Here is a 24,831-nt window from a genome sequence, read left to right on the forward strand (position 1 = left end):
AAAACTGAATATGAGTTTTTGGCTTTTTTTATGGAAATTAATCATATTTAAACTCTAATACTTTGTTTATTTTTGAATCATGAAATTTTATCAAAAAGAAATTCAGTTAAGAGAGTATCCAAGAGGTTATCATTTAATAACAAATAGCATACTCGAAGTTATTCATGAAATTAATGAAATTAAAATAGGGCAATTACAAGCTTTTATAAAGCACACATCAGCAAGTTTAACTATTAATGAAAATGCTGACCCAACAGTTCGTTTAGATTTTGAATCGCATATTAATAAAATGATTCCAGAAAATATGCCATATTATAAGCATGATTATGAAGGTTCCGATGATATGCCAGCACATATTAAAAGCTCTATATTGGGGTGTGAAGTGCAAATACCTATAACTAATGGGCAATTAAACTTAGGTACTTGGCAAGGTATTTATTTAGGAGAACACAGAAACTTTGGAGGAAGAAGGAAAATAGTAATTACAGTTTTTGGAACTTCTAATATATAATTAAACAAACAAAGCATGTTTATAGATAATGCTTTGTTTGTTAATATATCATCTAATTGATTTTTGCATAGTAAATCTAAAAATTAACTTTTATCCAGTCCTTTTTGTAATACTTCTTTAATTCCTTCCAAGTTTTCGGTAAAAGCCATCATTTGACTTAAAACTTGTGCCATTTCATTTTCGTTACCAAAACCTTTAAGTTTATTATTCTTTACAAACACTTGTTTTATAGTGTTCCAGCGAACAGATTCTTCTTCAGATAATTTATTTATAAGCTCTTTGTATTTTAATAAATTTGCTTCAGCGGCAGAAGTTAAGGTTTGAGATTCACTTTCATAATGAGATAAAATTAAACTATTTAATTCGTCATCATTCATTATAGGTACTATTTTAGCAACCAATTTATTCATATCACGATAAGAACCTTGTAGTTTAAAAGAAGGCTCAGTCCTGTAAGAATCGTCCATTGCGGCAGACTTTATATAAGCCTGATTTACTTTCATTATCGTATTTCTTACAATAATTACTTTTTCTAATACAGCTACATAATCTTGTACCTCTTGCTTTGTATGATTCCCTTTTAAATTAACTTCTTGTGTGTTATTTTCAATTTTATCCACTAGTGTATAGATATCTTCAAAAGCTTTACTACCTAATTGATGTAATACAGGGTTTGCAGTTAAAGAGTTCTCTATTAAACTTAATTTAAATAAATGAGCAGTATCACCAATAATATCTCCTAAGTTGTAAATATCAGCTCTGTTGGCTAACATATCTGGTATTTGAAACTTATCACCACTTTCGGTATACGGATTACCAGCCATAATTACACAAAACTTCTTGCCACGTAAATCGTATGTTTTTGGATTCCCTTTGTAAACACCTTCGATTTTACGGGTACCATCAGAAAGAGAAATGAATTTTTGAAGAAATTCAGGATTACAGTGTTGTATATCATCTAAATATAACATCACATTATCCCCCATTTCTAGTGCTAAATTTAATTTTTTTAATTCCTCTCTAGAAGCTGAATTGTTTGCAGCCATTGGGTCAACAGAAGTTACTTCATGACCAATTGCAGGGCCGTTTATTTTCATAAACACCAACCCTAATCGATTTGAAATATATTCCATTAATGTGGTCTTTCCATAACCAGGAGGCGATATTAATAAAAGCATTCCCATTCTGTCAGTACGTTTATTATCGCCAACAGTACCTAATTGCTTTGCTAAATTATCTCCGATTAAAGGGAAATAAACCTGATCTATCAATTTATTTCTTACAAACGATGATAATACACGAGGTTTAAATTCTTCTAGCTTTAAATCGTTTTTTAAGTCGTCAGTTACTAATTGTTTTGTTTCTTTATAATTAAGGTAATTAGGAACTTCAATGTTTGTAAAATGCTTTAAGCTTGCTGTAAACTGATGATAGTTAAATGTAAATTCACTATTAATTAGTGTTGAATGTTCTCCTATTACGTCTTTTAAAACTATAATAGGATTTATGTTATTAACTTTTGAAACAGAGGTGTCTTCAAAAAACAAAAGACAAACTATTTCGTGAATATAGGTTTCGTTATCAAGGTTTGTTGCTGATATATAAGAACTCACCCATTGTTTTATTAATTGAATTTTGGCAACATAATTGGTTAATTTTTGAAAGCCAGATTTAAAGGTATGTAAAGCATCTTGTTTTTGTAATGCTTTTATAAACTCCTCTTTTATAAGAGAGGCATTGGTGCTAATATGAAAAGAATTATCTTGTTGCAATTCATTGAATAAGTAGTTTGAAATTTCTTTACTTTCATCTTTTGCATATAAATGAGATACTTCTGAAAAAGCAACAATTTTACTAGTTAATTCATCGATTATAAAATCATATTCTTTACTTTCTGGGAAAACATGAAGTACTTCACCAGAAGTTTTTATAGCGGTATTGTATGAGTCTTGCTCTTCTTGTTTTAAATGATGCCAAAAATATTGAGCATAAGCTCTTGTATCAGGAGTGTAAATTAATAAGCCAAGTTCGTTATGTTTGTGTACTAGCGTGTGTAATATTTTACTAGCATCAATATCATGAACTCCTTTAATGTAACCTTCTGAATATAGATTACTACTTCCTTTTTGAATTACAATTAATAATTCTTTTTCAGTCTTATTGATTAATTCTTTTTCTGGGAAATTTTTAAATATTTTATAAGCTAAATATGCTGCACGATAAATAGTTTTATTTTCAGAAACTAATTCTTGATTCCAATATTTTTTAGAGTTTATAAGTGTTTCATTATTTATTTTCTCATAAAAATTGGTTCCCGTCAGGTGATAATATAAATCGTTGCTTTTGTAAACGATCGTTAAATCTAATACTTGTCTGTTTACACCAAATTTATGTTTACCAAATTTTATAATGTTCTCGCCATCTTCATAAAGCTCTTGTTTATCTTTTAGTTTTCTAATGGCATCTTCTTTGGCAACTTTTAACTGTGTTTGTATTGATTCTGCTTTACCAATATCATCTAATTCTTTTAGTTGATTAACAATATCTCTTACTTTGTTAATCATTAGATCAGCAGCAAAATAACCGTTGATTTCTTCATTAGAATTAAATGTTTGTGCTTTTTTAGCAACACCTTTTAAAATACGTTCTGAAGCTGTTTGTAAAGCGGTAGTTTTTTTATTACGTTTCTCTATTAACGCATTTTTACGTGCATCAAAAGCATTGTGAATTTCTTCACGTTTTTCTATTATTTGAGTGATAAATTCATCGTAATCGGCAAATTTACCTTCCAACTCTTCAAGTTGAATAGAGGTTTTAGTAAGGTATTCATCACATTTTTCTGGCGTTGTAGCCATGTCTATGTAATTGATGATACTTTGATCTATTAATTTTAATTGGGCAATAAAATCAGCTTTAGCTTCTGTACTACCAAGTGTTTTTATTTTATTTTTTATTCCTGATTTTAGTTGATTTAGCGTTGCAAAAATCAAAGAAATATTATCAATTATTTTTGTTGATTGTGAAGTGTCTTCAATTTCTAGATTCGAAACAATTTCAATCAATAATTCTAAATCAGAAGTTATTTGATATACTTCTTTTTCTAATTTTTTTACTTCAATTACTTTTTTAATAGCAATAAGCTCTTCTTGTTTTTCTTCTGCTCTTTTATGATAAGGTTGTAAAGCTTTGTCGTTTAATAAAAACTGAACACAGCGTTTAGAAATTAATGTGTTTTGCTCAGAAATTTGTTCCTCTAAAGCTTTTAGTTGCTCAGGATTTACATAGCGAATATCATGTAAACTAATTACCTCTCCTCTTAAAGAACGAAGTAGGTTTAAGAGTTGTACAAAATCATCAATAACTTTAAAAGAAGTACTTCGTATTTTACTAAATAGCGTATCTGATTTTTCATTGATGTTTTGAGTTTCTTTAGTTGCTTGTTTTTTTAATTGTACAACTTTTTCAAATTCATCAATAGCGGCATTTGCTGCCTGATTTATTTCTAATACAGGAAGATTTAATTGATGTGTTTCAGCTTCAGGTAACCAATAATAGGTGTCATTTATATCTTTAGATTGCTTTGCTATATCATCATAAAGCCCTGTGTAGTTATCATCTTTGTTAAGAAGTGTAATTAGTTCATGACATTCAGCCATGGCTTTTACAATATCCTTATTTCCTATTTTATAAAGTAAGCTGTCTTCGTGTTGAGAAGGCATAAGATTTCCTTTTAAATAAGGAGTCTGCCAAATCTGAACGACATGATGTTTTGTTTGTTCGTTTTCAGTTTTAAAATAACATAACTCGCCATTTTCTAAAACAGTAAAACCATTACAAATAATAGGCGTTTTTACTTCTTGCGCAATGATGTTGTAAGACATTAAGATGTATAAACCACGTATGGTTGCGTAAAAAACGTATAGGTAATCTTCACCATTTGGTGAACTTAATTTTTGTTGAAATTTAACGTTTTTAGTGTCATTTTCAAATAATTTGTACTCACCAGTTTGTAAGTAATATCCGTTAGGAAATATGATACCCTGATCGTCTGGTAATTGAACTGCAGTATCTTTAATACTGTCAATTTTTTTTACTTCTTTAATTTTATGGTTATACACAAAATACCTGCTTTCTTCTTGAAAAGGTTTTACCTCAAGAGCAAGAAGGTTACCTAGGTCGGCATATCGAAATTGACCATCATCTAATGTTTGATCTATTTGAGTTACAGGTTCGGAAAGGATTCCTTTTCCATCATCTGTGTTGTCTTCAATTTTAATGGTTAAATCGCCACCAATAGTTTCAACAAAAATTTTATCTAAAATAGAAATATGTGAATGCTTACCATAGCGATGCATGTCACGTGTTACTTCCTTCCATTGAAATTCGTGCTGAGTAGGGTACTTATATTCGTGTTCGCTTCGGTTATCAATATATTTTAGTTGGGTGTCGTTAATTAGCCATTTAAAGGTTTTAATATCGCTATTGCTTTCGCTTAGCTGAAAAACCATGTGTAAGTAATTATCGACAACAGCAAACTTAGAAAATATAGTGTTTCTGTAATATTTATATAGGTTTGTGAAATCTTCTAAAAATGTAGGATCATTTAATAAATCAAGATTTTTTGATTGAAAATGACTGTCTTTATATTCGTAAACGCTAAACACGTCAGATAGTTTTATATCTGTACGTAAACCAAAATGTACGTTGTAACCAAAAATAGAAATATTACTTAAAGAAATAATATCTCTAGCAATACAGTTGTTATCTGTATTGATACGGTCGTTAGAAATAAGTTTGGTTTCTATCGTACCAAAAACATGTTTTCTTGCATCGTTTAATTGCTGTAATCGTTCTTGTAGCTCTTGCTTTTGTTTTTGCAGTCTACTTTGAATAATTTCATACGTTCCGCCGTCTAATTGTTGAGCTGTATTTTGGTTTTCCATGCTTTTTTTGAGTCAAGATTTTTTAATCAAGCAACAAAAACATTTAAAATAGAAGAATGAAGTCGTTTCTTGAGTAACCTAGTTAAGAGAATTTTCAAATAAATGAAGATAAAAAATAAGCGCTTAAGGTTTACTTAAGCGCTTTTTTCAATGAGTTATGATAATTTTTTATCAGATAAACCTAAGCCTTTTGCAAGGTTAAATAGATTACCGAAAAGTGTTTGCTCATCAGAATCTACAGATTTACTCTTTAAATCCATTAATAAATTAGCAATAGTAAGATTTTTAACATCTTCAGATGAAATACCGTATTTGGTAGCAAACCCTTTTACTTTTTCTAATAAATTCCCTTTTACATCGTCACTTCCTAAAATAGCATCTTTTACATCTTGAATATTATCACTATGCTTAACCAATCTATCTACTCCTTTCGCTTTTGTTATTTGACCTATAATTTGATCGAAGAACATAGTTTCTCCACCAACAATATCAATATTGGCAGCTCTTAATGCATCACCAATAACTTGTGCTTGTGCATCTGCAATATCTTTCTGAACATTTATTTCAGCAATATCTACTTGTAACTCTTTGTCTAAACGTAGCTTGAACTCTTCATGGTCTTTACCAACACCGTCTAGTTTTTTCATAGCTTCCGCTTTTTCTTCAATACCTGCTGCCTCTGCTACCGCTTTTTCTTTAATAACTTCGGCTTCTGCTAAACCTTCTGTTTTAATAGCTATGGCTTTTGCTTCAATACCTGCTGCTTCTGCTTTAGCTGTTTTTTCAATAATTAAAGCATCTACAATTCCTTCACGTTCATGAGCGTCAGCTTTCGCATGCATAACTTGTGCTTCAGACATACCCATAGTAGCTTCTTCTTTAGCTTTTGCTTCTGCTAATGTTTTACGAGCATCAGCTTCTTTAATACTTGCTTCTTTTTGAGCTTGTGCTTCAATATTAATTTCTTCTGCTTTTTGTTTTGCAGCTTCTTTTTGTGCTTCGGCAGCTTTAATTGTTTTAATTAATGATTCTTCAGCCTCTCCTTCAGCAACGGTAATTTTTACTTGTTTATCTCTGTCAGCAGTTTTAAAAGCTTGAATATCTTTCATGTTTTCTCGTTCTTCAACAACACCTTTTTCTAAGGTTACACGATCACGAATAACATCTTGAATATTTTTCTTTTCTACTTCAACTACTTTTTCTTTTTCAATTTGAGCCAAGGTTACTACTCTTTCACGTTCGGTTGCCTCAAGCATACGATCTTTTTCTACACGCTCTATTTCAACAGCTTCAGTTCTTTCTTTATTTTTAGCAGCAACAATAATTTGGCGCTCCATATTTTCTTCTGCTACTTTTACTTTTTCTTCTGTAATAATTCGTGCAGATTCAGACTTTAAGCGTTCTTCTTCACCAACTTTTAATATCTCAGATTCTTCACGTGCTTTAATGTTTGCAATTTCACGTTTTTGTTGCTCTTCTTTTTCAGCTAATTGTTTGTCTAATTCTAAGATAGCTTCACGGGCTTCAACATCTTGTTTACGAATTACTTTTTGCTCATCACGCATAATTAAATTAGACTTAATGTTTTGTGCGGCAGTTAATTCAGTGATTTTCTTAATACCTTCAGCATCTAAAATATTATCAGCTTTTAAGAAAGAAACGGGTGTTTGTTCTAAATAATCAATAGCACAATCTTCTAAAGTATATCCGTTTAAATCGGTGCCAATAATATCTACAATTTCATCTCTAAACTCACGACGCGCTTCGTATAATTCAATAAATTGAAATTTCTTACCAACAGTTTTTAAAGCTTCAGAAAATTTAGCTTCAAATAATTCTTCTAAAGTAGTGTGATGAGAAGCCCTTTCGCAACCAATAGTTTGTGCTACTTTCTTTATAAAATCTACTTCGTTATTTACACGTACAAAAAAAGCTACTTTAATATCTGCTCGCATATTATCTTTACAAAGAAGACCATCATTTCCTAAACGTTCAATTTGGATTTTCTTTACTGAAATATCCATAATTTCTACTCTGTGGAAAACAGGAACTACATACATTCCTCTGTCTGTAGCAACTTTGGTTCCTTTAAAACCAGTACGTACCAAGGCTTGTCCTTGTGGTACTTTTTTGTAAAACATTGCAACAATAGCAAAGTATAAAATGATTAAAAATAGACCTAGTCCTAGTGCAATAGATGCTATTTGTATTAATGTATCAGTCATAGTAATTAATTAGTTTTTTTAGTTAGTATATTTTTGTGCGTAATAAAATGTTTTATCTTGACTCTGTTTGATAATTAAGATAGATTCTCTAAATTTTATAGCTTCTCCATTTAAAGATTTAATATTGATTGATAAGTGATTTCCGTCTGCAAAAACTTCAGCAGAACCTAGTTTTGTATCAGAAATATTTGATAAGCAAACACCAGTTCGTCCAATTATATCTGTAGGTTTATCTCCATCTTGATTTAAGTTTTTAAAGAAGCTTTTAAAAGGAGTGGTAAATATTTTGGTGATAATTAATGAGGGGAAAAAGCCTGCTAGCATTAATACAAAACCAAAGCTATTGTTAAAACTATGGGTTATTACTGTACTGGCAGCGGTGAAAATCCACCAAATAAAAATCCAGCAAGTAAACGTAAACATAAATGGCAGGCCAACAAAATTGAAATATATTAATACTATTTGCCACCATTTTAAGGGTTTTCTCCTTTTACCAAGAATATCCTCTTTATTAACTTCAGTATTGGCTACATCATGAAAATCAACATTTCCACCTTCAATACCGGTATCAATATCTATATCCGCGTCAATATCAACGTCAACATCGATATCAACGTCAATATCTAAGTCGAAATCAATTCCTGAAACCATAGTAACTACCCAATAAATTAGTAAGATGATTACTAATATGGTTAGTGTGCTATTTACACTCGAAAATATTATGTCAGTAATAGAGTTCAATATTATATGTCTTTATTATTTAAACCTAATTGTTCTTTTAATTTAGCTAAATCATTATCAGCATTATTCTCGGTAAAATCAATAGCGTTATTTAATTCGTCGTCGATAGATTTAGAAGATTTTGCCATGTCTCCGTAAGCTTCAGCTAATGCTTCTTCTTGGTTAACCTTGTCTTTCATTCTTTCTAACATAGCTACTGTACTCGAATTATCTATTTCAGCCATTTGCTTATTTAAGTTTTTGGTTGCTTTAGATACTTTTACGCGAGCTTTTAATGTTTTTAATTCATTTTCCCATTTATTAATGTTGTTTTTAATTTCATCAACATTATGTTCTAATTGAGTAACGGATGTATTTAATTTTTCGGCTTCTAATTGCGAGTTACTTGCTTGTTTATTAGTTTCTTCTTTCTTAATAAGCGCTTCTTTAGCTAAACGATCGGCTTCGTTACTATCTAGGTTTCCTGTTTTTGCCTTTTGCAGTATTAAAATTGCTTTTTGTTGATAATCTTCAGCTTTAGAGGTGAGTTCTTCTAAATCGTTTTTGGCTCTAATAGCTAAGGCCTTTACTTGTGCTAAAGATTCTAAGCCTTCTTTTAAATTATCACGTAAATCTCTAATTCCTTGTTCTGTCATATTAATAGGGTCTTCCATTTTATCAATAGCAGAATTAGTTTCTGATTGCCCTATTTTAAATAATCGTTTAAATATGTTCATATCTTTTAATATTTTGAAAATGTTATTATCTGTTCAGAATATTCACTTAGTAACAAACTTAAAGAGTTTAAGCTACCTTCTAGCTCGTTTAAATCTAAGTTTTCTACTTGTAAAGTGTCTCTGAAAATTACTCGTTCACCTGATTCGTCTAAAACAAAGGCACCGTGAATAATATCTCTATTTTTTTTAAGTAAACTTTTAAATATTTCTTCGCTAGGTTGGTTTACTTTAAAGATAAATTGTTCTAAAATAATTATTGGATCTGCTACACCGATAATTAAGTTTTTAATTCCGAAATTTTCTTTTTCTATAATTAAAATTCCATCTTGTTCACTTTCTTTAGTAATGTTGAACTTTAATTGAAGTAAAAAATCTTTAGTTTTGGTAAAGTATGGGTTCATTAGCAATTAATTAAGTAGTTAGTATCATTTTCTTTTAGCGATGCTAATATTACGAAAAAGTTTTGAAAACTACGCTTGTAATGTAGAGTGTAAATAGTATCATAAATATTTTTTTTGGTTAGTTATTAATTTTTTTTCAATTTCATCTAAAAATATTAGCAATAAGTGAAAATATTAGCTAATATTGTTAGTGTAAAGATACAAATAAATGTAGTATTTGCAAATAAAATTAGCAAAATATGTCTTTTTTTGGTAAAAACATAAAGAAAATTAGAGGAGTTAAGGGGTTAAGTCAGCAAGCTTTTGCAGAGGTTTTTGATTTGAAACGCGCTACTTTAGGGGCTTATGAGGAGGGTAGGAGCGAGCCTAAAATTGATACTATTATTAAAATTGCTAACCATTTTAGTATTTCTATTGGTAGTATGTTAACTTCTGAATTAACGGTAAATGAACTTTTGCGTTTTAAAGGAGATTTAACAGTTGCTGCTGAGGTTGTAAAAAAAGAAGAGTTTACTAGTGTTCCCTGTATTACTGAAAAAAATATGAAAGAATACATTCAGTTTTATGATAAGAAAAACTTTGTAAGCGATTTGCCTGTATTGCAGTTACCAATAAATAAAGATAAAGTATTTAGAGGGTATACAGTGTCTAGTTTAGAAATGACAAATCATGATAAAGGTTTGTATCCTAAAGATGTTGTTGTAGGGGAGTTTGTGCCTAAGGAAGTAATAAAAAAACTAAACAACGGAATTGTTGTGTTGGTTTTGGTTGAAGATGCGTTAATTCTTAGACGCTTGTATATTGCTAAAAAAGAGGTTGTTTTAAGAGCTGATCATAAGAATATAGAAGATAAAAAATATGAATTAAAAGATATTAAAGAGTTGTGGAGAATACGGTATGTGTTTTTTAAAAGATTACCAGAGTTTAATGATTTATTAGAGGAGAAAATGTTGTTTTTAGAGCAAGAATTTACAAAACTTAAAAATAGCTTATAATTGAAAACTTTTCATAAATTTAATTTTTTTAAATATACTTATTGCGAGTTTGAATCGCTGCCTATAGATTTTTTTGAAGGTAAATCAGCACATTACCAAAGTAAATCAGGAAGCTTATATTTTTATACAGAAAAAGGGGTGTATCGATACTCAAATCACTGGGGTCGAGTTGCTAATTGTCGCTGGAAAATTAAGGGAATAGAAGTGTATCAGAGTCAAAATTATTACGTAGGTTTTGCTAATTGGGATACTTTTTATCAGTTAAATGATACTGATAAGGTGTTTTATGTAGTGGTAGATTTTTTAGCGAAACAGGCAAAAATTAAACGTTTAAAAAATGAAAACAAAAGCGATTTGTTTTTAATTACATCAGAATTTGCGCACCAACGTTTAAAACAAATTCAAATTTTGTTTAAAGAGTATAAGTGGGCAAGGTATTATGATGAAGGTATTGAGGTGTTAAGAAAAGAGTTAATAACGAGTCTAATAACAACCAATAAATCACTGCAACAGTTAAAAAGAGAGTTATAAGTTGTTAATTTTTATAAATTTTATTAATTCCTAAACTAAAACCAAAACGAATTTCATTTTCACTACCTAGTCTATGAATAGCAACTTTTCCTAAAGGGATTTTGCTAAATTCACTATTGGTAATTTCCTCTTCATTTAATAACAATTTACCTTTAAACTGTTTCTTCGTGTTGTATTCGCTTTTATCTTTTTTGTTTTGATATACATTTAAAGACAATATTTTGTCTTTGTCTGTATAGCCACAAAACAGACCATAATTGTCCCAAATCATATAATGATTTGTTTTTTCAAGTTCTCTGTCAGGATTACCTAAAATACTAATTAAGCTATTGTAATTTGTAGGGAAAGTAATTGGTTTCTCGTTAATAACAACAAGATCGGTATCGCATTTAATAATTAAATCGATTACTTTCTTTTTTCTGAAAAATTTAAACATAGCAGTGCGTTTTTGGGTGGCTAAATAACTTTGTTAAGTTATTGGCAAATTTAAAGAATAAAATTCAACTTTTAATTAAATTTGCTATTCTGATTATAAAATCATTCAATATGAATATACCTCAAACAAGTTTTCCGCGAATAGTAATTATTGGAGGAGGTTTTGCTGGACTAGCAGCAGCAAGAGGATTAGAAGAACAAGAACTTCAAGTTGTTTTAATAGATAAACACAATTATCATACATTTCAACCTTTGTTATATCAGGTAGCAACAGGTGGTTTAGAGCCAGATAGCATTGCATTTCCTTTACGTAAGCGTTTTAACGATGTTGAGAACTTTTATTTTCGATTGGCTGAGGTTGTTAGTGTAGAGGAACAAAACAATACGATTAAAACAACTATTGGTGATTTAGAGTATGATGAATTAATTATTGCTACAGGATCAACTACTAATTTTTTCGGAAACACTAATATTGAAAAATATGCGATGGAAATGAAATCGGTTCCGCAAGCATTAAATATTAGAAGTTTAGTTCTAGAAAACTTTGAAGAAGCGTTACTAGAAACAAATTTAGATAAGCGTAGGGCTTTAATGAATTTTGTAATTGTAGGTGGAGGTCCAACAGGTGTTGAATTAGCTGGTGCTTTGGCAGAGATGAAAAAAGGGATTTTACCAAAGGATTATCCTGATTTAGATATTCGTCAGATGAAAATAAATCTTATTCAGAGTTCAGGAGAGTTGCTGAAAGGGATGAGTAGTAAAGCATCAGAAAAAGCAGAAGATTTTTTAATAAAATTAGGCGTTGATGTTTGGAAAGATCTTCGAGTTTTAGATTATGATGGAACAACGGTAACAACAAATGGCCATGACAATTTTAATGCGGAAACAGTTATTTGGGCTGCTGGTGTAAAAGGAGAAACTATTGATGGTTTACAACAACGGTGTTTGGTAGAAAGAGCAAACCGATTTAAGGTTGATGAGTACAATAAGGTAATAGGGTATGATAATGTGTATGCTGTTGGCGATGTAGCTTGTATGCAAACCAAAGAGTATGAATATGGGCATCCTATGATGGCGCAACCTGCAATTCAGCAAGGAAGTTTATTAGCAAAAAACATTTTAGCAAAATTTAAAGGTAAAAAACAAAAGGTTTTTAAGTATAACGATAAAGGTTCTATGGCTACTATTGGGAGAAATAAAGCAGTCGTAGATTTACCTAGATGGAGGTTTCAAGGTGTTTTTGCATGGTTTGTTTGGATGTTTGTACACTTATTCTCATTAATAGGTTTTAGAAATAAGGTGATTGTGTTTATGAACTGGATGTACAATTATATCCGTTTTGATAGGGAAACAAGATTGATAATTCGTCCGTATAAAAACAAAAACAAATACAGTTTTAAAGCATAAGAAATGAGTATTACAAGAAATATTAAATGCCAAGAATGTGGATTATTTAATACCAATAAAGAGTATTGTGAAAATTGTAATACGTTAATTTCTCATGAAAAAAAACGAGCTTTAAAGCAGGAGGCTTTCAAAAGATCTGAAGTAAAAAAAGCAAAACATAAAATAGATAACCCTAACTTAACAGAGCGTTTAAAAAAGCATCCTTTTTTTCTTTATAGAGTTGTTGGGTGGGTTTTATATTCAGCCTTTTTGCTAGTTAGTTTAATAGGAGGTGCTTTGGCTTGGTTTATAACAATGGTAGCAGCAGGGTAATATGAGAGGAGTATTACCTGTTTACTTTATACTATCATTAATAACAGGAACAAGTGTTTATATTGCCCAGAAACTTCATGTTAAACTCCCAGATATTGTTCAGTTTTACCTAAATGATTTTTTAATAATACCAATACTATTAACAGTTAGCTTAGTTGTTTTAAGGTGGAGTAAGGGGAATAAGGGTTATGAAATTCCTATTTGGATTATTTTATACATATGTAGCATGTATGCTTTGTTATATGAATATGTTTTGCCTAAAATTAACATACGATATACTGCAGATGTAATAGATGTGGTTTTATATTTTGTTAGCGGTTTTGTATTTTTTATACTTCAAAAAAACAACAAAAGTTTATGAAACCTAGATTGTTAATTTTATCAGATTTGTGGGGAAGTGAGAATCTTGAATGGCTTTCTTTATATATAAAAAAGTTATCGGTAAAATATGAAGTAAAGTTTTATGATAGTTGTTTGTTGGCAGGCATAGCAAACGTAAATTTATCAGAAGAAGAAAGGCATTTGCATTTTGTTGGTAAAGGAATTAATGAGGCTGTAACTAATTTATTAGAATTAGAGAAAACAGCAGTTACAATACTTGCTTTTAGTATTGGTGGAGTAATAGGGTGGAAGGCAGCCTTAAAGGGAATAAAAGTTACTCATTTTATAGCAGTTTCATCTACAAGACTACGACACGAGGTAGCGCAACCTTTTTGCGATATTATGTTGTATTATGGCGAATTAGATGATTTTAAACCCCAAAAAGCATGGTTTAATAATTTTAAGGAGCTTGATTATCAATTAATTTTAAATAAAAATCATACCATGTATAAGGAAGTAGCGATAATTAATGAGGTGTGTTTAAGGTTGGTAAATTAAATTTACCTGTGGGTTTTCTTTTCAATTTAAGAAATGTTTAGTGAGTGTTAAACGGATATTATTCGTTTAATATACGGTTATTTTATACAAGATAGCGCAATCGAAAGGGAGTAAAAAGGTTATAATAGATGGTTTTAGAAAGAGCATTATAAACTTTTTTAAGAGCCTTATTTTGTTGAGAATGTAGTGCTTTTGGTGTGTTGTAGGTTGTTGTTGTTGTTGTTGTTGTTGTTGTTGTTGTTGTTGTTGTTGTTGTTGTTGTTGTTGTTGTTGTTGTTGTTGTTGTTGTTGTTGTTGTTGTTGTTGTTGTTGTTGTTGTTGTTGTTGTTGTTGTTGTTGTTGTTGTTGTTGTTGTTGTTGTTGTTGTTGTTGTTGTTGTTGTTGTTGTTGTTGTTGTTGTTGTTGTTGTTGTTGTTGTTGTTGTTGTTGTTGTTGTGTTTTAATTAAAATTACAACGATTTAAACATGTGTTGCCTCAAATTATTTTAGGGAGATTAAAGTTTACTATCTTAGTGCTCATATAGTAAAAATAAACACACGAGTGTGTTTACCTATGCGTTGTAGCTAATTTGAAAAAAAATCAGAACATATCAGAACAATTAGTAACCGAAATTAACTCACAAGTTTTTTTCAAAGAATTTACTTTTTCTAAAAATGATTTTTATCCAAAAGATGGAAAAAAAGAACTTGCTGATAATATATTAGTTCTAGACAACTTACTTTTCATTATTCAAGTTAAAGAAAGAAACATTGAAGAAGCTAAAAAATCAACAAATGATTGGTTTAAAAATAAAATACTTAGTGTAGCAAAAAAGCAAATAAAAAACACATCAAACTATCTTAAAAAATATGATATAATACCAATTATAAACTGTAAAGGTCAAACAATAGATGTATCTAAGATTCAAATACAAGATATCAATAATTTGATTATTTATAAATGTGATGCAGAGTTAAAAGAAGAATATAAAAATTTAAAATTCTATGAAAGTAAAACAAACGGATTTATACACATTTTCAATATTACTGATTATTCTAATATTTGTAAACTTCTTATAACTCCCAGTGAACTTGATGAATATCTTAAGTTTAGAATAAAAATTTATTCAAAACACAATGACTTCATTAAACATTGTGAGGAAGAATATATAATCGCTCATTTCATAAATAGTGATAACACTGATTTGATTAACCCTACTTTTATTTTAAATATGTCCAAATTTGACATTGATCTAAGTAGTTTTTTTATCAACAATTTTATGGAATATTTTCATCATAAAATTAGAATTACTGAACAAAAAAAATCAAATGATTATCATGTTTTAATAACAGAAATTGCCAAATTAAAACGTTATGAATTACCTGCTTTCAAAGAAAGATATCTTTCAATGATTGATTTAGCTAAAAAAAATGAATTTTCTATGCCTTTAAGATTTTATAATATTAGAACTGATTGTGCTTTTATTTTCCTACCACTATCAAAAGATCTAGCTTTTAATTGGGAGAAAGCTTTAAACAATTTTACAGAGGTGTATAAATATAAAAGAAAAGCAACAAAAGCAATTGGAGTAGTATGTTTTAAACAAGATGATTTTATAGATATAAATTGGACAATGTTTAAAAAAAAATGGGAATTTAATGAAGAACTGGAACAATTAGTAAAACTTGAAACTGATCACTATGGAAATGGAGAAATATTCACACCTCCTAGATACAAACTCAAGAAAAACTAGCTACAACAACAGTAACCGTTGCACAAATCTATAATTTAATAAAAACAGCGATAAAACAAGCCCTTCTTAGGGCTTTTATTTTTTGCACAACCTTTCTGAAAACTAAAATTAAGTGAGCTTAAAACAAACACTTGTTTGTTTTTAAAGATATATTTAGATAAAATATGTAAAAATGATAGTTAAGCTAGATTATAGTAATTAACCTTAAATGAAATAACTACTAAGCTGAGAACTTATGAGTTCTTTTTAATTGCTTTAGCTATTGATTCAGTAGAGAATTTTAACAACTTAGAGTTAAAATAATAAAAACTTTGCTGTAATTGTTAGCGTACCGCTTGCAAAGAGCAACTACCTTGCTGCAATTGTTAGCGTACCGCCTGCAAAGAGCAACTACCTTGCTGCAATTGTTAACGTACCGCCCGCAAAGAACAACTACCTCGCTGCAATTGTTAGTGTACCGACTGCAAAGAGTAACTACCTCGCTACAATTGTTAGCGTACCGATTGCAAAGAGCAACTACCTTACTGCAATTGTTAGCGTACCAATTGCAAAGAGTAACTACACAACCCAAAAAAGATGGTTTTACCTTACTTTTTTTACGGTTTTTTAATTCCTTTTCTCTTTTTCATGGAATACATTTGTAAAAAAGCAATGTTCTTTTTACAAAGAACAACACCTCTCAAGCCAAACACATATGATTTACACACTTATTAATTGCAAGGAAAAAAATTATGGCAAAATCACAATTACATTTTTTAGGGCATGTAGTAGACCTATTAACAGTAGAAACTGTTTACAGTAAGGGTTTTAACACATATAAAGGTATTCCTATACTCTATAATCAAGGCGGCTTGCTTAAATTTGTTTTCGATTTCGAAGCAAATTTTCGTTTTTTAGAACGTATGAAGACTGTTAATTATGACCTTTATAAACGAGGGTGCCCTATTGATGATGGAAAAATTGTTTTCTATGATGCAAATGGAGAGAATTTAAAAGATTGGTATTTTAAAGATGCGCCTGTTGTTTATTATCAGTTTAAATTTGATGCTAACGGTGGCGGAATGAGGGTAGAAATGATAATTTCTCCTGCTATACAAAACTATGGTTGTAAAATTCATAGAAGTTGGCATATAACACCTATTGAAGAGGAAGGTTACAAATCGCCTGTGCAGGCTGCTGAGAAGAAGGAGAAAAAAGCATTTAGAATAAATATTGAAGCTAAAAATAGTGACATTAAAAACGGTTTACTCGGTTTTGACACGATTCCGAATGAGGCTATCGTAGTGTCTGACTACGAAAATTTAAAAAGAGAATACAAACCACTTCCTACAAAAATACTAGACAAACAATATATACCTAGTTGGTTAAGTATACGAGTAAACCAAACTGTTGAACTTGAGTTAGATTGGGATAAAAAAAGCAATGCTAAAAATTATAATACGATTGCTTTTGAAGAACATCCTGATTTTAGTTTTGAACCTAAAAATTTAAAAGGTGCTAAAAAAATAAAGATAACTTGTCAAAATAATAATGTCACACCTGCTCAAATAGCAATAAAAGCTGACAATGATTTAATTGTTGGTGCTTTAAATATCTTTTATCCAAAGCCTAAAACTATTGACCTCGAATGGTGTTTTGTTGAAATTAATGAAGGTGATAAAGAAAACTTAGCTAGAGAAACAAACAAATCAAAACTAGAAAATTATCTAAATAAAGGATTAAACCCTGCTTTAATAGATATTACTATAACAAATAATGAAACCACTATAATAGATATTAGAGAGTATAAAGAAAGACTGACAGAATATGGTTCTTTAAAAAAAGATCCTAACAATAGAATTGGAAATTATATAGAACGAAGCAATATAAAAAGAGCTGCTGTTTTACAAAAAATTATTACAACACACCAGCAAGACAAAAATAAACTTACGGTATATTTTATTAACCAAAAATGCATTAAAGAAAGTGATATTACTGAAGATGGTCAATTTAAAGTAGCAGGAGGTATATCTCCCACAGGTACAGGAATTGCCTATTTGGTTTTAGATCCTGGCGGTAACATTAAATCAGAAAATATTATTCACGAAATAATGCACGCCTTAGGATTAAAACATACTTTTGAAAGTAAACATAAATTTAAAAACACCAAGACTGATAATTATATGGACTATCATAATAATAAAAAACACACCTACAAATGGCAATGGAAAAATTTACACAAATACTCTAAACTAAAATAAGATGTATAATTTATATTTTTCATTTTTAAGTTTTTTATTTAAAGTCTATTCTTCCGCGCTTAAAATTTCTTGGTTTAAAATAATTCTCTTAGTTTTACTTACACTTTCCTGTAAGAGTAAAATGATAAAAGCACAAGAATTCTATTCTACTTGGGAAAATAATTCTATACCAATTACTGAAGAAAGATTAAATAACCTCAACCCAATAGAACAAACAGTTTATAATCTTTACGAAAGGCTTATAGACTCTATTGATAGTGGTAAAAATAGACTATTACCCAATATAAAATATTTAGTTATTGATCAATCTGTAGACGTTATTATTTGTGATTCAATAATAAAAACAAAAGATACTTATGGAAGGTTATTTTTCAAACCAATAAACAGCAAAAAAACCAATGAATATAATCTCTACCCACGTTCTAAACATTCTGATATTACATTACTTTATCATAATGAAGAATATAAAAAAATCATTAATAAAAGAAGACAATTTTCAACTGAATCTGTTTATGGTTTAAAAAAAGAGAAAAATATTTTGGCTATTTTTAATGGTGTAGCTTATTACCCAAGCGGTAAAATCAAATATAAAGACCTTCTATTTGAAATTAAAAGCATAACGATAAGTAAAGGCTTAAAAAGTGCAATTATACACGTGACTAATGATTTTAGAAGTAGACAAATATATTATGAATATGATAGAAAAAAAGATTTTTGGACCACTCAAGTATTTGATGAATGGAGTGAAAATTAAATAATCTAGTTAATGATTGAGAATACTAAAATAAAAAAAGGGAAATGAAAAATACGAAGAAGATAGAAACAAAAATGGAAAAATTGTTTTCTATGATGAAAATGATGGCTTTTGTTCTATTGGAGCAGGAAGAGGAACTAGCCCAGAAACAATTGATGGAGATGGAAACATAAAATGCGATTCTTTCTTCTCGATTGGCACAAGAGAGTTAGAAAATAATAACAATACATATTTTTATATCTAATGAAATTCCATATAACAGCTATTCTTGTAAACATTATACTAGTATTTGGTATAATGCATTTATATTCTTTTTTTGTAACATTTTTAGATGCTGGTTATTTTGTTAAAAAAGGTCAATATTTTGATTCTTATTTTGCTTATTCTATCCTTGTTTTTTCTTGGTTGGCTACTTTTATCACTTATAAAAACAAAAAATATAGAACACACTATTTTTATTTTGTTTTTATTAATCTTTTATTGTTTTTAATAATCACTACTTTTAAATATGTATTATTTATAAATAATAGTACTACCGTTCAGTTTAAAATATTTAATTTATTTATAAGTATTAAAGATGCAATTTTAGAAACGATGATTCCTTTATTGATAATTTCTGTTTTAGTTAATTTCTTTCAGAATATAATAGGGAAGAAACTATTGCCAAAAATGTATGAAAAGTATTAAGAAGAGACTGCTATTAAAGCTAGTTCTTTACTCTTTCCATTGTTTATAATACGCTCATAAATATCTCTACATGTTTATTATGTTTACACGTATTAAATGAATATAAAAACATAAGATTTCGTAATTTTCTATTCTTTAATTATTACATTATTATCTGACTTTGCCCCATCCTAAAATATGCATAGAAAAACAACCAACTAAGAGTTAAATAAAATTTCAATTTTTTGTTAAACCTATTTTAAGTCCCATTAATATAAAAGCGAAACCACTAAATTTATTTAGCCGCAAACCAAGCTTTGGGTTATTTTTAATTTTTTCAAAAAATACACTAGCCAATAAAGTGAGGCCTAAGTACCAAACAATTCCGATTATCGCAAATGTTAAACCAAGGATTATAAATGGAATAGGATTATGAATTTGAGCTGGCTTAATAAATTGAGGAAAAAAAGCTAAAAAGAATAATGCAACTTTCGGATTTAATGTGTTAGTTAAAAACCCAGCCCAAAAATCACTTTTACTTTCCTGTTTCTTTTTACCTATAACTGATTTAGATAAAAATTCATTTTTAGTTTTAAGCTTTAAGAAACCCAAATAAATTAAATAAACTGCGCCTACATACTTAATAATTGTAAAAGCAAATGCAGATTTAGCAATTAAAAAAGACAGCCCCAAGGCTCCAAATAAAGAATGAGTTAAAACACCTGTACTTATACCTAGTGTTGCATTAATTCCTGATTTTCGTCCTTGATCAATAGATTTGTTTAATACAAAAAATGTATCAATCCCTGGTGTCATAACAAAAAGTAGCGCAGTTAATATAAAAGTGATAAAATTTTCTATTCCCATAATTTATTTCTTTTAAGAGTTAAATAAAACTAGGCAACAAAGAAAATTGTTTGATACAAATTAAAAAATACATATTTTAGCTGTACTAATGCATAAAATGCATTAATGATGAATATTCTACAAATTAAATATTTTTTAATACTTGCTAACGAATTACATTTTTGGAGAACTGCCGAAAAGATATTTATATCTCAATCTACTTTAAGTAGGCAAATTCAATCTCTAGAAGAAGAATTAGGTGTTAAACTCTTTGAAAGAGATAAAAGAAATGTAAAGCTTACTGATGCAGGTAAATTTATTCAAGATAAATGGACTGTTATTATAAATGAGTTAGATCAGGTTCATCGACAAGCAAGAAAAATTGATAAAGGAATAACTGGTCAAGTTTCAATAACTTATCCAGGTTCTATTGCTTTTAAATTTTTACCAACCTTTTTGGAAATTTTAAATACGAATTTACCAGAACTTAAATTAGAACTAACTGAACCAGTAGATGAGAATCATGAAAAATTATTACTTAACTATGAAACTGATATCGCATTTAGTAGGGATGAAATAAAAAATATAAATATTGATTCGTTAAAATTATCTTCAGAACCAATTTGTTTGGTTGTTCCTAATAATCATTGGCTGGGTGAAAAATCCTTAAATAGCCTAAAGGAGCTAAGAGATGAAAAATTTATTATTTCAGGATTGCATCAAAAAACTTTCTTTTCTTCACTTTTGAGAAATTTTTTCATAAAACATGATTTTGAACCGAAAACAATTATTGAATCTGATTTTGGTGGAATGATTTTAAACCTTGTATCTAAAGAACTTGGAATTTCGATTCTTCCGCTTTCATTTAAAATTGCAAAGATTCAAAATATAAGATTTATTGAATTAGATGAAGAAATAGATTTATACATTCATTGGAGAAAAAATGAACCTAATAAAACAGTTAAGAAAGTGGTTAAATATGCTGAAACTGTAAGAGTAGAGTAAGGAGTTGTTGTAGGATAGGGTATAGTTAATACAGGTTTTGGTACTTAACCCAGAATTTTAAGTAGGTCTATCAAATCTTTTGATTTAGTTATAAAATGAAAAGATAAAAGAAAGTAAAAATTTTTGACTTGCCCCTTAATCCGAAAAAAATCATTTATTTTCTGTCAAACTAGCCATATATTTAACATCGGTAGTAATATATAATGATATGAACGAGAAAGAAACATTTGAGTTAATAAGAACGAGTATTTTATCTATTCAAGAAAAAAAAGATAAACCAATTCGAATTGCAATAAACGGGATTAAGGGAACAGGAAAAACTGTTTTGGCTGAAAAATTGACTAAATATCTGAATTCAGAAAATTTGAACGCAATTAAAGTTTCAATAGATGGATTCCATTTTAATAAAAAAGTTAGATATAAGCAAGGTCGAAATTCAGCCAAAGGCTATTACGAAAATTCATATGACGAAATAGTGTTTGTAGAAAAAGTGTTAAAATCTTCTCAAACTGATTTTCCAAATTATACAATTGCTACTCACAATTTAGAAACTGATGAATATTTGAGTTTAGAGCCTATAAAATTAGAAAATAATTCGATTTTAATAACTGATGGAGCTTATCTATTTAAGCCAAATTATAGAAATCATTGGGACTTAAAAATTTATCTAAAAACAAGTTTTGAAATAACGATGAAAAGAGGAGTTGAAAGAGATAAAAATTCTCTTGGAGGAGTTGAATTAACGAAAGAAAAATATGAAAAGCGTTATCACGAATCTTCGAGAATGTATTTAGTCGAAAATGAACCAGAAAAAATTGCAGATATAGTAATTGATAATTCGGATTTTAATAATTTAAAAGTGATAAAAAATACTACTATTAATAACGAATAATGTAAAAACTAAACAAAATTAGTCGATTAAATTTTAGTTTTTAGAGAAAGTAGCCTTGTGAGTAAGTAAAAAATACTAAAAAATAGAATTAAACAATTTATAGTTGATTACCGAAGCAATCGGATTTCTAATTGTTGTTTTGGCAGGTAATTTATTTCTCGTAATTATGATCGTTTTGATTGACTTTTAAAGTGAAAAACAGCAAGAAAAAATGCTGTTATATTATATAATAACAAGATATTGCATTTACTTTTAAAATACCTAACTACGCACATTTAATAGTAAAATAATTATTGTTGATAGTCATTTTAAGATTAGACATTTTAGTTACTAAAAAATAAACAAGATGAATGAAAAGCTGAAAACTATCAATTTTAAAAATATTAAACTTATAACTGTTACAGGTTTAATGTTTGTGATAGGAACTGTTTTTTCTCAGAGTAAAATTACACCAAAAGACATTCGTTTAGATGCTACATATGAACATATTAGTGTGTTGTGGGGAATTAGTGATGATAATAATCATAATAGCAATCTTGAAATAGCGTATCGGAAATTGGGAACGGCAACGTATTTACAAGGAGCGAAAACGTTGAGAGCTTACCCAGAGATGAAAGTAAATAATACTAGTTTAAATAAGAATTATCTTGCAGGGAGTGTTCTTTTTTTAGAACCAGGTACAGCATATGAATTGAAACTAAGTATAACTGATCCAGATGGCGGAAGCATAACAGAAATTAGAACCATCTCTACTAAAACGCCACTAAAACATTCTTCTACTGGTTCTACCTATTATGTAGCACCTGGAGACGGTGGCGGAAATGGAACAAAAAGTACTCCTTTTTTAGGATTGCAAACAGCAGCTGATAACGCTGTAGCAGGCGATTTATTTTTAATATTAAATGGTTTGTACAAACCATTTAATATTACGGCTGATGGTACAGTAGGCAACCCCATTGTATTTAAAAGTCAAAACCTTCATGGGGCTATTATTGACGGGGCTAATACAAGTGTAGGGATTGTTAATATTGGTGATTTTTCAAAAACTACCGAATACCTTATTGTTGATGGTTTTGTTATTCAAAATGGGCATTGGGCAATTAATGCAGAAAATACAGCTTTTGTAACTATTAAAAATAACAAAATTAAAAATGTAGGTTATGGTTATTACAACAGAAGAGAGAATGGATGGGAACATGATCAAACTATTGAAAATAATGAATTTACAGGAACTACATCTTGGCCACAATCAGGAATTCCATCTGAAAGATGTATTGATATTCGAGGGAATAATAATGTGGTAAGATATAATACTATTCAATACTTTGGAGACGGAATTTCTACTGACGGAAGAGCTGTCGATGTTTCTTACAGCATGGATATTTACTATAATGATATTGCATATTGTGTAGATGATGGTATTGAAATAGACTTTACTATAGCTAACAGTCGAGTATATAGGAATCGAGTATATAATAGTAGAACAGGTACGAGTTTAGCGCCAGTTTTAGGAGGTCCTTGTTATATTTTCAGGAATGAGTTTTTTAACATAGAAGACGGTTTTTCTGCCCATAAAATGAATAGAAGCCCAGCAGGTCTTATTATTGTACATAATACAAGTAATAAGAATGGTAATGGTTTATCTTCTCCAAGTGGTTGGCAGAACACTTATTTAAGAAACAATATTATTATGGGTACAGAATACGTATTTGAGGAATTCGGGTTAGTATCGGGTAGTACAGATGATTGGGATTATAATGCTTATTTTTCAGAAAGAAGTGGAACTAACCAAAGCGAATGGTTTAAATGGTCTAATATTCGTTATGAGAATATTGGTGCTTTACAGGCAGGAACTGATATAGAAACCAATGGGATTGCTATCACAATGTTTGATTTAAAGAATGCGAATTTACCAACCAATTATGTATTAGGTGTTGTTCCTGGTCAGCGAGATCTAGGGCTAACTGATGGTTCAGCAGCGATCAATTCTGGGGTAGCTATTGATAACCTCAATTTGCCATTTGTTTTTGATGGACAAGCCGACAGAGGAGCTTATGAGTTTGGGCAACCTTATCCTCTTTTTGGCGTTAATTTTGATAAAGAAACTCCGCCATATCATAATACTGAAAAAGCTCATAGTGTTTTTCCTAATCCTACGAGCGATCTTTTGCATTTTAATTTGAAAGGAAAAACACAATTCAATGAGTCTATAGAATGGACATTTTACAACCTTCAAGGGCAGCATATTAAAACCTTTCAAAATAATCAATCCACTATTGATATACGTTTTTTAACACGGGGAATTTATTTAGTAAAAATTAAAGTAGGCAAAAAACTAATTGTAGAAAAAATTCAAATTCATTAGAAAGATTTCCCATTAGTTCTTTTAGTTGTCATAGAATAATAAGCTTTACAAATTTATAAAGGTAAAAAACTATACATAGTCAGTACAGTTTTAAAAGAATAAAAAATAGAAATCAATTCGGGTTTATAGATAGTTCATATTATACTAAAGTGTTTAAGGAAATTTTTGAGTTAAATTCTAAATTGATTCAGAAAAGTTAGCTAGTTGATACAATTTTATTGTTTAAGTAGTCGA

22 protein-coding genes and 1 pseudogene are annotated in these 24,831 nt (G+C 29.3%); 15 read left to right on the forward strand and 8 right to left on the reverse strand.

Annotated features, from left to right (window positions below):
- Window positions 1–79 precede the first annotated feature (79 nt).
- Window positions 80–511 carry a secondary thiamine-phosphate synthase enzyme YjbQ gene (locus tag CXF68_RS09930; protein WP_101044247.1) on the forward strand — a complete coding sequence of 144 codons (432 nt, stop codon included), beginning with the start codon at window positions 80–82 and terminating at the stop codon, window positions 509–511.
- A gap of 83 nt (window positions 512–594) precedes the next feature.
- On the opposite strand, the gene CXF68_RS09935 is transcribed toward CXF68_RS09930, so the two are convergent.
- The 5 genes from CXF68_RS09935 to CXF68_RS09955 form a co-directional block, all read right to left on the reverse strand.
- Entirely contained in the window at window positions 595–5,454 is a 4,860-nt protein-coding gene (locus CXF68_RS09935; protein WP_101044249.1) for a DNA repair ATPase, read from the reverse strand.
- A 155-nt stretch (window positions 5,455–5,609) separates the two neighbouring features.
- Complete coding sequence (locus CXF68_RS09940; RefSeq protein WP_101044251.1) at window positions 5,610–7,679, reverse strand: flotillin; 2,070 nt, start codon at window positions 7,677–7,679, stop codon at window positions 5,610–5,612.
- Window positions 7,680–7,697: 18 nt separating this feature from the next.
- Window positions 7,698–8,420 carry a hypothetical protein gene (locus CXF68_RS09945; RefSeq protein ID WP_101044253.1) on the reverse strand — a complete coding sequence of 241 codons (723 nt, stop codon included), beginning with the start codon at window positions 8,418–8,420 and terminating at the stop codon, window positions 7,698–7,700.
- Window positions 8,421–8,422: 2 nt separating this feature from the next.
- On the reverse strand, window positions 8,423–9,136 hold the full coding sequence (locus CXF68_RS09950; RefSeq protein ID WP_101044255.1) for a PspA/IM30 family protein: 714 nt from the start codon (window positions 9,134–9,136) through the stop codon (window positions 8,423–8,425).
- Between the two features lie 5 nt (window positions 9,137–9,141).
- Window positions 9,142–9,537, reverse strand: a complete 396-nt coding sequence (locus CXF68_RS09955; RefSeq protein ID WP_101044257.1) for a molecular chaperone Tir — start codon at window positions 9,535–9,537, stop codon at window positions 9,142–9,144.
- A gap of 239 nt (window positions 9,538–9,776) precedes the next feature.
- On the opposite strand from CXF68_RS09955, the gene CXF68_RS09960 reads away from it, so the two are divergent.
- Together CXF68_RS09960 and CXF68_RS09965 are read left to right on the forward strand one after the other, a co-directional pair.
- Entirely contained in the window at window positions 9,777–10,532 is a 756-nt protein-coding gene (locus CXF68_RS09960; protein ID WP_101044259.1) for a helix-turn-helix domain-containing protein, read from the forward strand.
- A complete protein-coding gene (locus tag CXF68_RS09965; protein WP_101044261.1) occupies window positions 10,533–11,063 on the forward strand; it encodes a hypothetical protein in 531 nt (176 codons plus the stop codon).
- Window positions 11,064–11,067: 4 nt separating this feature from the next.
- Here CXF68_RS09965 and CXF68_RS09970 read toward each other — a convergent pair whose 3' ends face one another.
- Entirely contained in the window at window positions 11,068–11,499 is a 432-nt protein-coding gene (locus CXF68_RS09970; RefSeq protein ID WP_101044263.1) for a hypothetical protein, read from the reverse strand.
- 110 nt (window positions 11,500–11,609) lie between these two features.
- Between CXF68_RS09970 and CXF68_RS09975 the strand changes: the two genes are divergently transcribed.
- The 9 genes from CXF68_RS09975 (at window position 11,610) to CXF68_RS10015 (ending at window position 19,510) form a co-directional block, all read left to right on the forward strand.
- On the forward strand, window positions 11,610–12,905 hold the full coding sequence (locus CXF68_RS09975; RefSeq protein ID WP_101044265.1) for an NAD(P)/FAD-dependent oxidoreductase: 1,296 nt from the start codon (window positions 11,610–11,612) through the stop codon (window positions 12,903–12,905).
- Window positions 12,906–12,908: 3 nt separating this feature from the next.
- Window positions 12,909–13,217: a hypothetical protein gene (locus CXF68_RS09980; RefSeq protein WP_101044267.1), complete on the forward strand. Its 309-nt coding sequence runs from the start codon at window positions 12,909–12,911 to the stop codon at window positions 13,215–13,217.
- A 1-nt stretch (window position 13,218) separates the two neighbouring features.
- The gene (locus CXF68_RS09985; protein WP_101044269.1) at window positions 13,219–13,578 is read left to right on the forward strand and encodes a hypothetical protein; all 360 of its coding nucleotides are present in this window, start codon (window positions 13,219–13,221) and stop codon (window positions 13,576–13,578) included.
- Window positions 13,575–14,096: an alpha/beta hydrolase gene (locus tag CXF68_RS09990; RefSeq protein WP_101044271.1), complete on the forward strand. Its 522-nt coding sequence runs from the start codon at window positions 13,575–13,577 to the stop codon at window positions 14,094–14,096. Before CXF68_RS09985 ends, CXF68_RS09990 begins: the two co-directional genes overlap by 4 nt.
- A gap of 569 nt (window positions 14,097–14,665) precedes the next feature.
- On the forward strand, window positions 14,666–15,829 hold the full coding sequence (locus tag CXF68_RS10000; RefSeq protein ID WP_101044273.1) for a hypothetical protein: 1,164 nt from the start codon (window positions 14,666–14,668) through the stop codon (window positions 15,827–15,829).
- Window positions 15,830–16,560: 731 nt separating this feature from the next.
- Window positions 16,561–18,069, forward strand: a complete 1,509-nt coding sequence (gene tssD / locus CXF68_RS20570) for a type VI secretion system tube protein TssD (RefSeq protein ID WP_157821903.1) — start codon at window positions 16,561–16,563, stop codon at window positions 18,067–18,069.
- A gap of 121 nt (window positions 18,070–18,190) precedes the next feature.
- Window positions 18,191–18,823: a hypothetical protein gene (locus tag CXF68_RS10010; protein ID WP_101044275.1), complete on the forward strand. Its 633-nt coding sequence runs from the start codon at window positions 18,191–18,193 to the stop codon at window positions 18,821–18,823.
- 44 nt (window positions 18,824–18,867) lie between these two features.
- Entirely contained in the window at window positions 18,868–18,996 is a 129-nt protein-coding gene (locus CXF68_RS21095) for a hypothetical protein (RefSeq protein WP_255398686.1), read from the forward strand.
- A gap of 70 nt (window positions 18,997–19,066) precedes the next feature.
- The gene (locus CXF68_RS10015) at window positions 19,067–19,510 is read left to right on the forward strand and encodes a hypothetical protein (protein ID WP_157821904.1); all 444 of its coding nucleotides are present in this window, start codon (window positions 19,067–19,069) and stop codon (window positions 19,508–19,510) included.
- Here the strand turns inward: CXF68_RS10015 and CXF68_RS20985 are convergent.
- Window positions 19,507–19,643: pseudogene (locus tag CXF68_RS20985) on the reverse strand (IS110 family transposase); the annotation flags it as partial. The gene CXF68_RS10015 and the pseudogene CXF68_RS20985 sit on opposite strands and share 4 nt — an antisense overlap.
- 83 nt (window positions 19,644–19,726) lie before the next feature.
- A complete protein-coding gene (locus CXF68_RS10025) occupies window positions 19,727–20,356 on the reverse strand; it encodes a LysE family translocator (RefSeq protein ID WP_101044279.1) in 630 nt (209 codons plus the stop codon).
- 108 nt (window positions 20,357–20,464) lie between these two features.
- Between CXF68_RS10025 and CXF68_RS10030 the strand changes: the two genes are divergently transcribed.
- The 3 genes from CXF68_RS10030 (at window position 20,465) to CXF68_RS10040 (ending at window position 24,597) form a co-directional block, all read left to right on the forward strand.
- Window positions 20,465–21,340, forward strand: a complete 876-nt coding sequence (locus CXF68_RS10030) for a LysR substrate-binding domain-containing protein (RefSeq protein ID WP_101044281.1) — start codon at window positions 20,465–20,467, stop codon at window positions 21,338–21,340.
- Between the two features lie 208 nt (window positions 21,341–21,548).
- Window positions 21,549–22,232: a hypothetical protein gene (locus CXF68_RS10035; protein WP_101044283.1), complete on the forward strand. Its 684-nt coding sequence runs from the start codon at window positions 21,549–21,551 to the stop codon at window positions 22,230–22,232.
- Between the two features lie 346 nt (window positions 22,233–22,578).
- Entirely contained in the window at window positions 22,579–24,597 is a 2,019-nt protein-coding gene (locus CXF68_RS10040; RefSeq protein ID WP_101044285.1) for a T9SS type A sorting domain-containing protein, read from the forward strand.
- Window positions 24,598–24,831 lie beyond the last annotated feature (234 nt).

This window comes from Tenacibaculum sp. Bg11-29, from assembly GCF_002836595.1.
Taxonomy (GTDB): domain Bacteria; phylum Bacteroidota; class Bacteroidia; order Flavobacteriales; family Flavobacteriaceae; genus Polaribacter.

Coding starts and splice junctions, on each gene's coding strand:
- CXF68_RS10040 (WP_101044285.1), top strand. CDS start 22,579: ATGAATGAAAAGCTGAAAACTATCAATTTTAAAAATATTAAACTTATA.
- CXF68_RS09950 (WP_101044255.1), bottom strand. CDS start 9,136: ATGAACATATTTAAACGATTATTTAAAATAGGGCAATCAGAAACTAAT.
- CXF68_RS10035 (WP_101044283.1), top strand. CDS start 21,549: ATGAACGAGAAAGAAACATTTGAGTTAATAAGAACGAGTATTTTATCT.
- CXF68_RS10030 (WP_101044281.1), top strand. CDS start 20,465: ATGAATATTCTACAAATTAAATATTTTTTAATACTTGCTAACGAATTA.
- CXF68_RS10025 (WP_101044279.1), bottom strand. CDS start 20,356: ATGGGAATAGAAAATTTTATCACTTTTATATTAACTGCGCTACTTTTT.
- CXF68_RS09930 (WP_101044247.1), top strand. CDS start 80: ATGAAATTTTATCAAAAAGAAATTCAGTTAAGAGAGTATCCAAGAGGT.
- CXF68_RS09940 (WP_101044251.1), bottom strand. CDS start 7,679: ATGACTGATACATTAATACAAATAGCATCTATTGCACTAGGACTAGGT.
- CXF68_RS10015 (WP_157821904.1), top strand. CDS start 19,067: ATGAAATTCCATATAACAGCTATTCTTGTAAACATTATACTAGTATTT.
- CXF68_RS09990 (WP_101044271.1), top strand. CDS start 13,575: ATGAAACCTAGATTGTTAATTTTATCAGATTTGTGGGGAAGTGAGAAT.
- CXF68_RS09985 (WP_101044269.1), top strand. CDS start 13,219: ATGAGAGGAGTATTACCTGTTTACTTTATACTATCATTAATAACAGGA.
- CXF68_RS09960 (WP_101044259.1), top strand. CDS start 9,777: ATGTCTTTTTTTGGTAAAAACATAAAGAAAATTAGAGGAGTTAAGGGG.
- tssD (WP_157821903.1), top strand. CDS start 16,561: ATGGCAAAATCACAATTACATTTTTTAGGGCATGTAGTAGACCTATTA.
- CXF68_RS09955 (WP_101044257.1), bottom strand. CDS start 9,537: ATGAACCCATACTTTACCAAAACTAAAGATTTTTTACTTCAATTAAAG.
- CXF68_RS09935 (WP_101044249.1), bottom strand. CDS start 5,454: ATGGAAAACCAAAATACAGCTCAACAATTAGACGGCGGAACGTATGAA.
- CXF68_RS09975 (WP_101044265.1), top strand. CDS start 11,610: ATGAATATACCTCAAACAAGTTTTCCGCGAATAGTAATTATTGGAGGA.
- CXF68_RS09970 (WP_101044263.1), bottom strand. CDS start 11,499: ATGTTTAAATTTTTCAGAAAAAAGAAAGTAATCGATTTAATTATTAAA.
- CXF68_RS09980 (WP_101044267.1), top strand. CDS start 12,909: ATGAGTATTACAAGAAATATTAAATGCCAAGAATGTGGATTATTTAAT.
- CXF68_RS21095 (WP_255398686.1), top strand. CDS start 18,868: ATGAAAAATACGAAGAAGATAGAAACAAAAATGGAAAAATTGTTTTCT.
- CXF68_RS10010 (WP_101044275.1), top strand. CDS start 18,191: ATGATAAAAGCACAAGAATTCTATTCTACTTGGGAAAATAATTCTATA.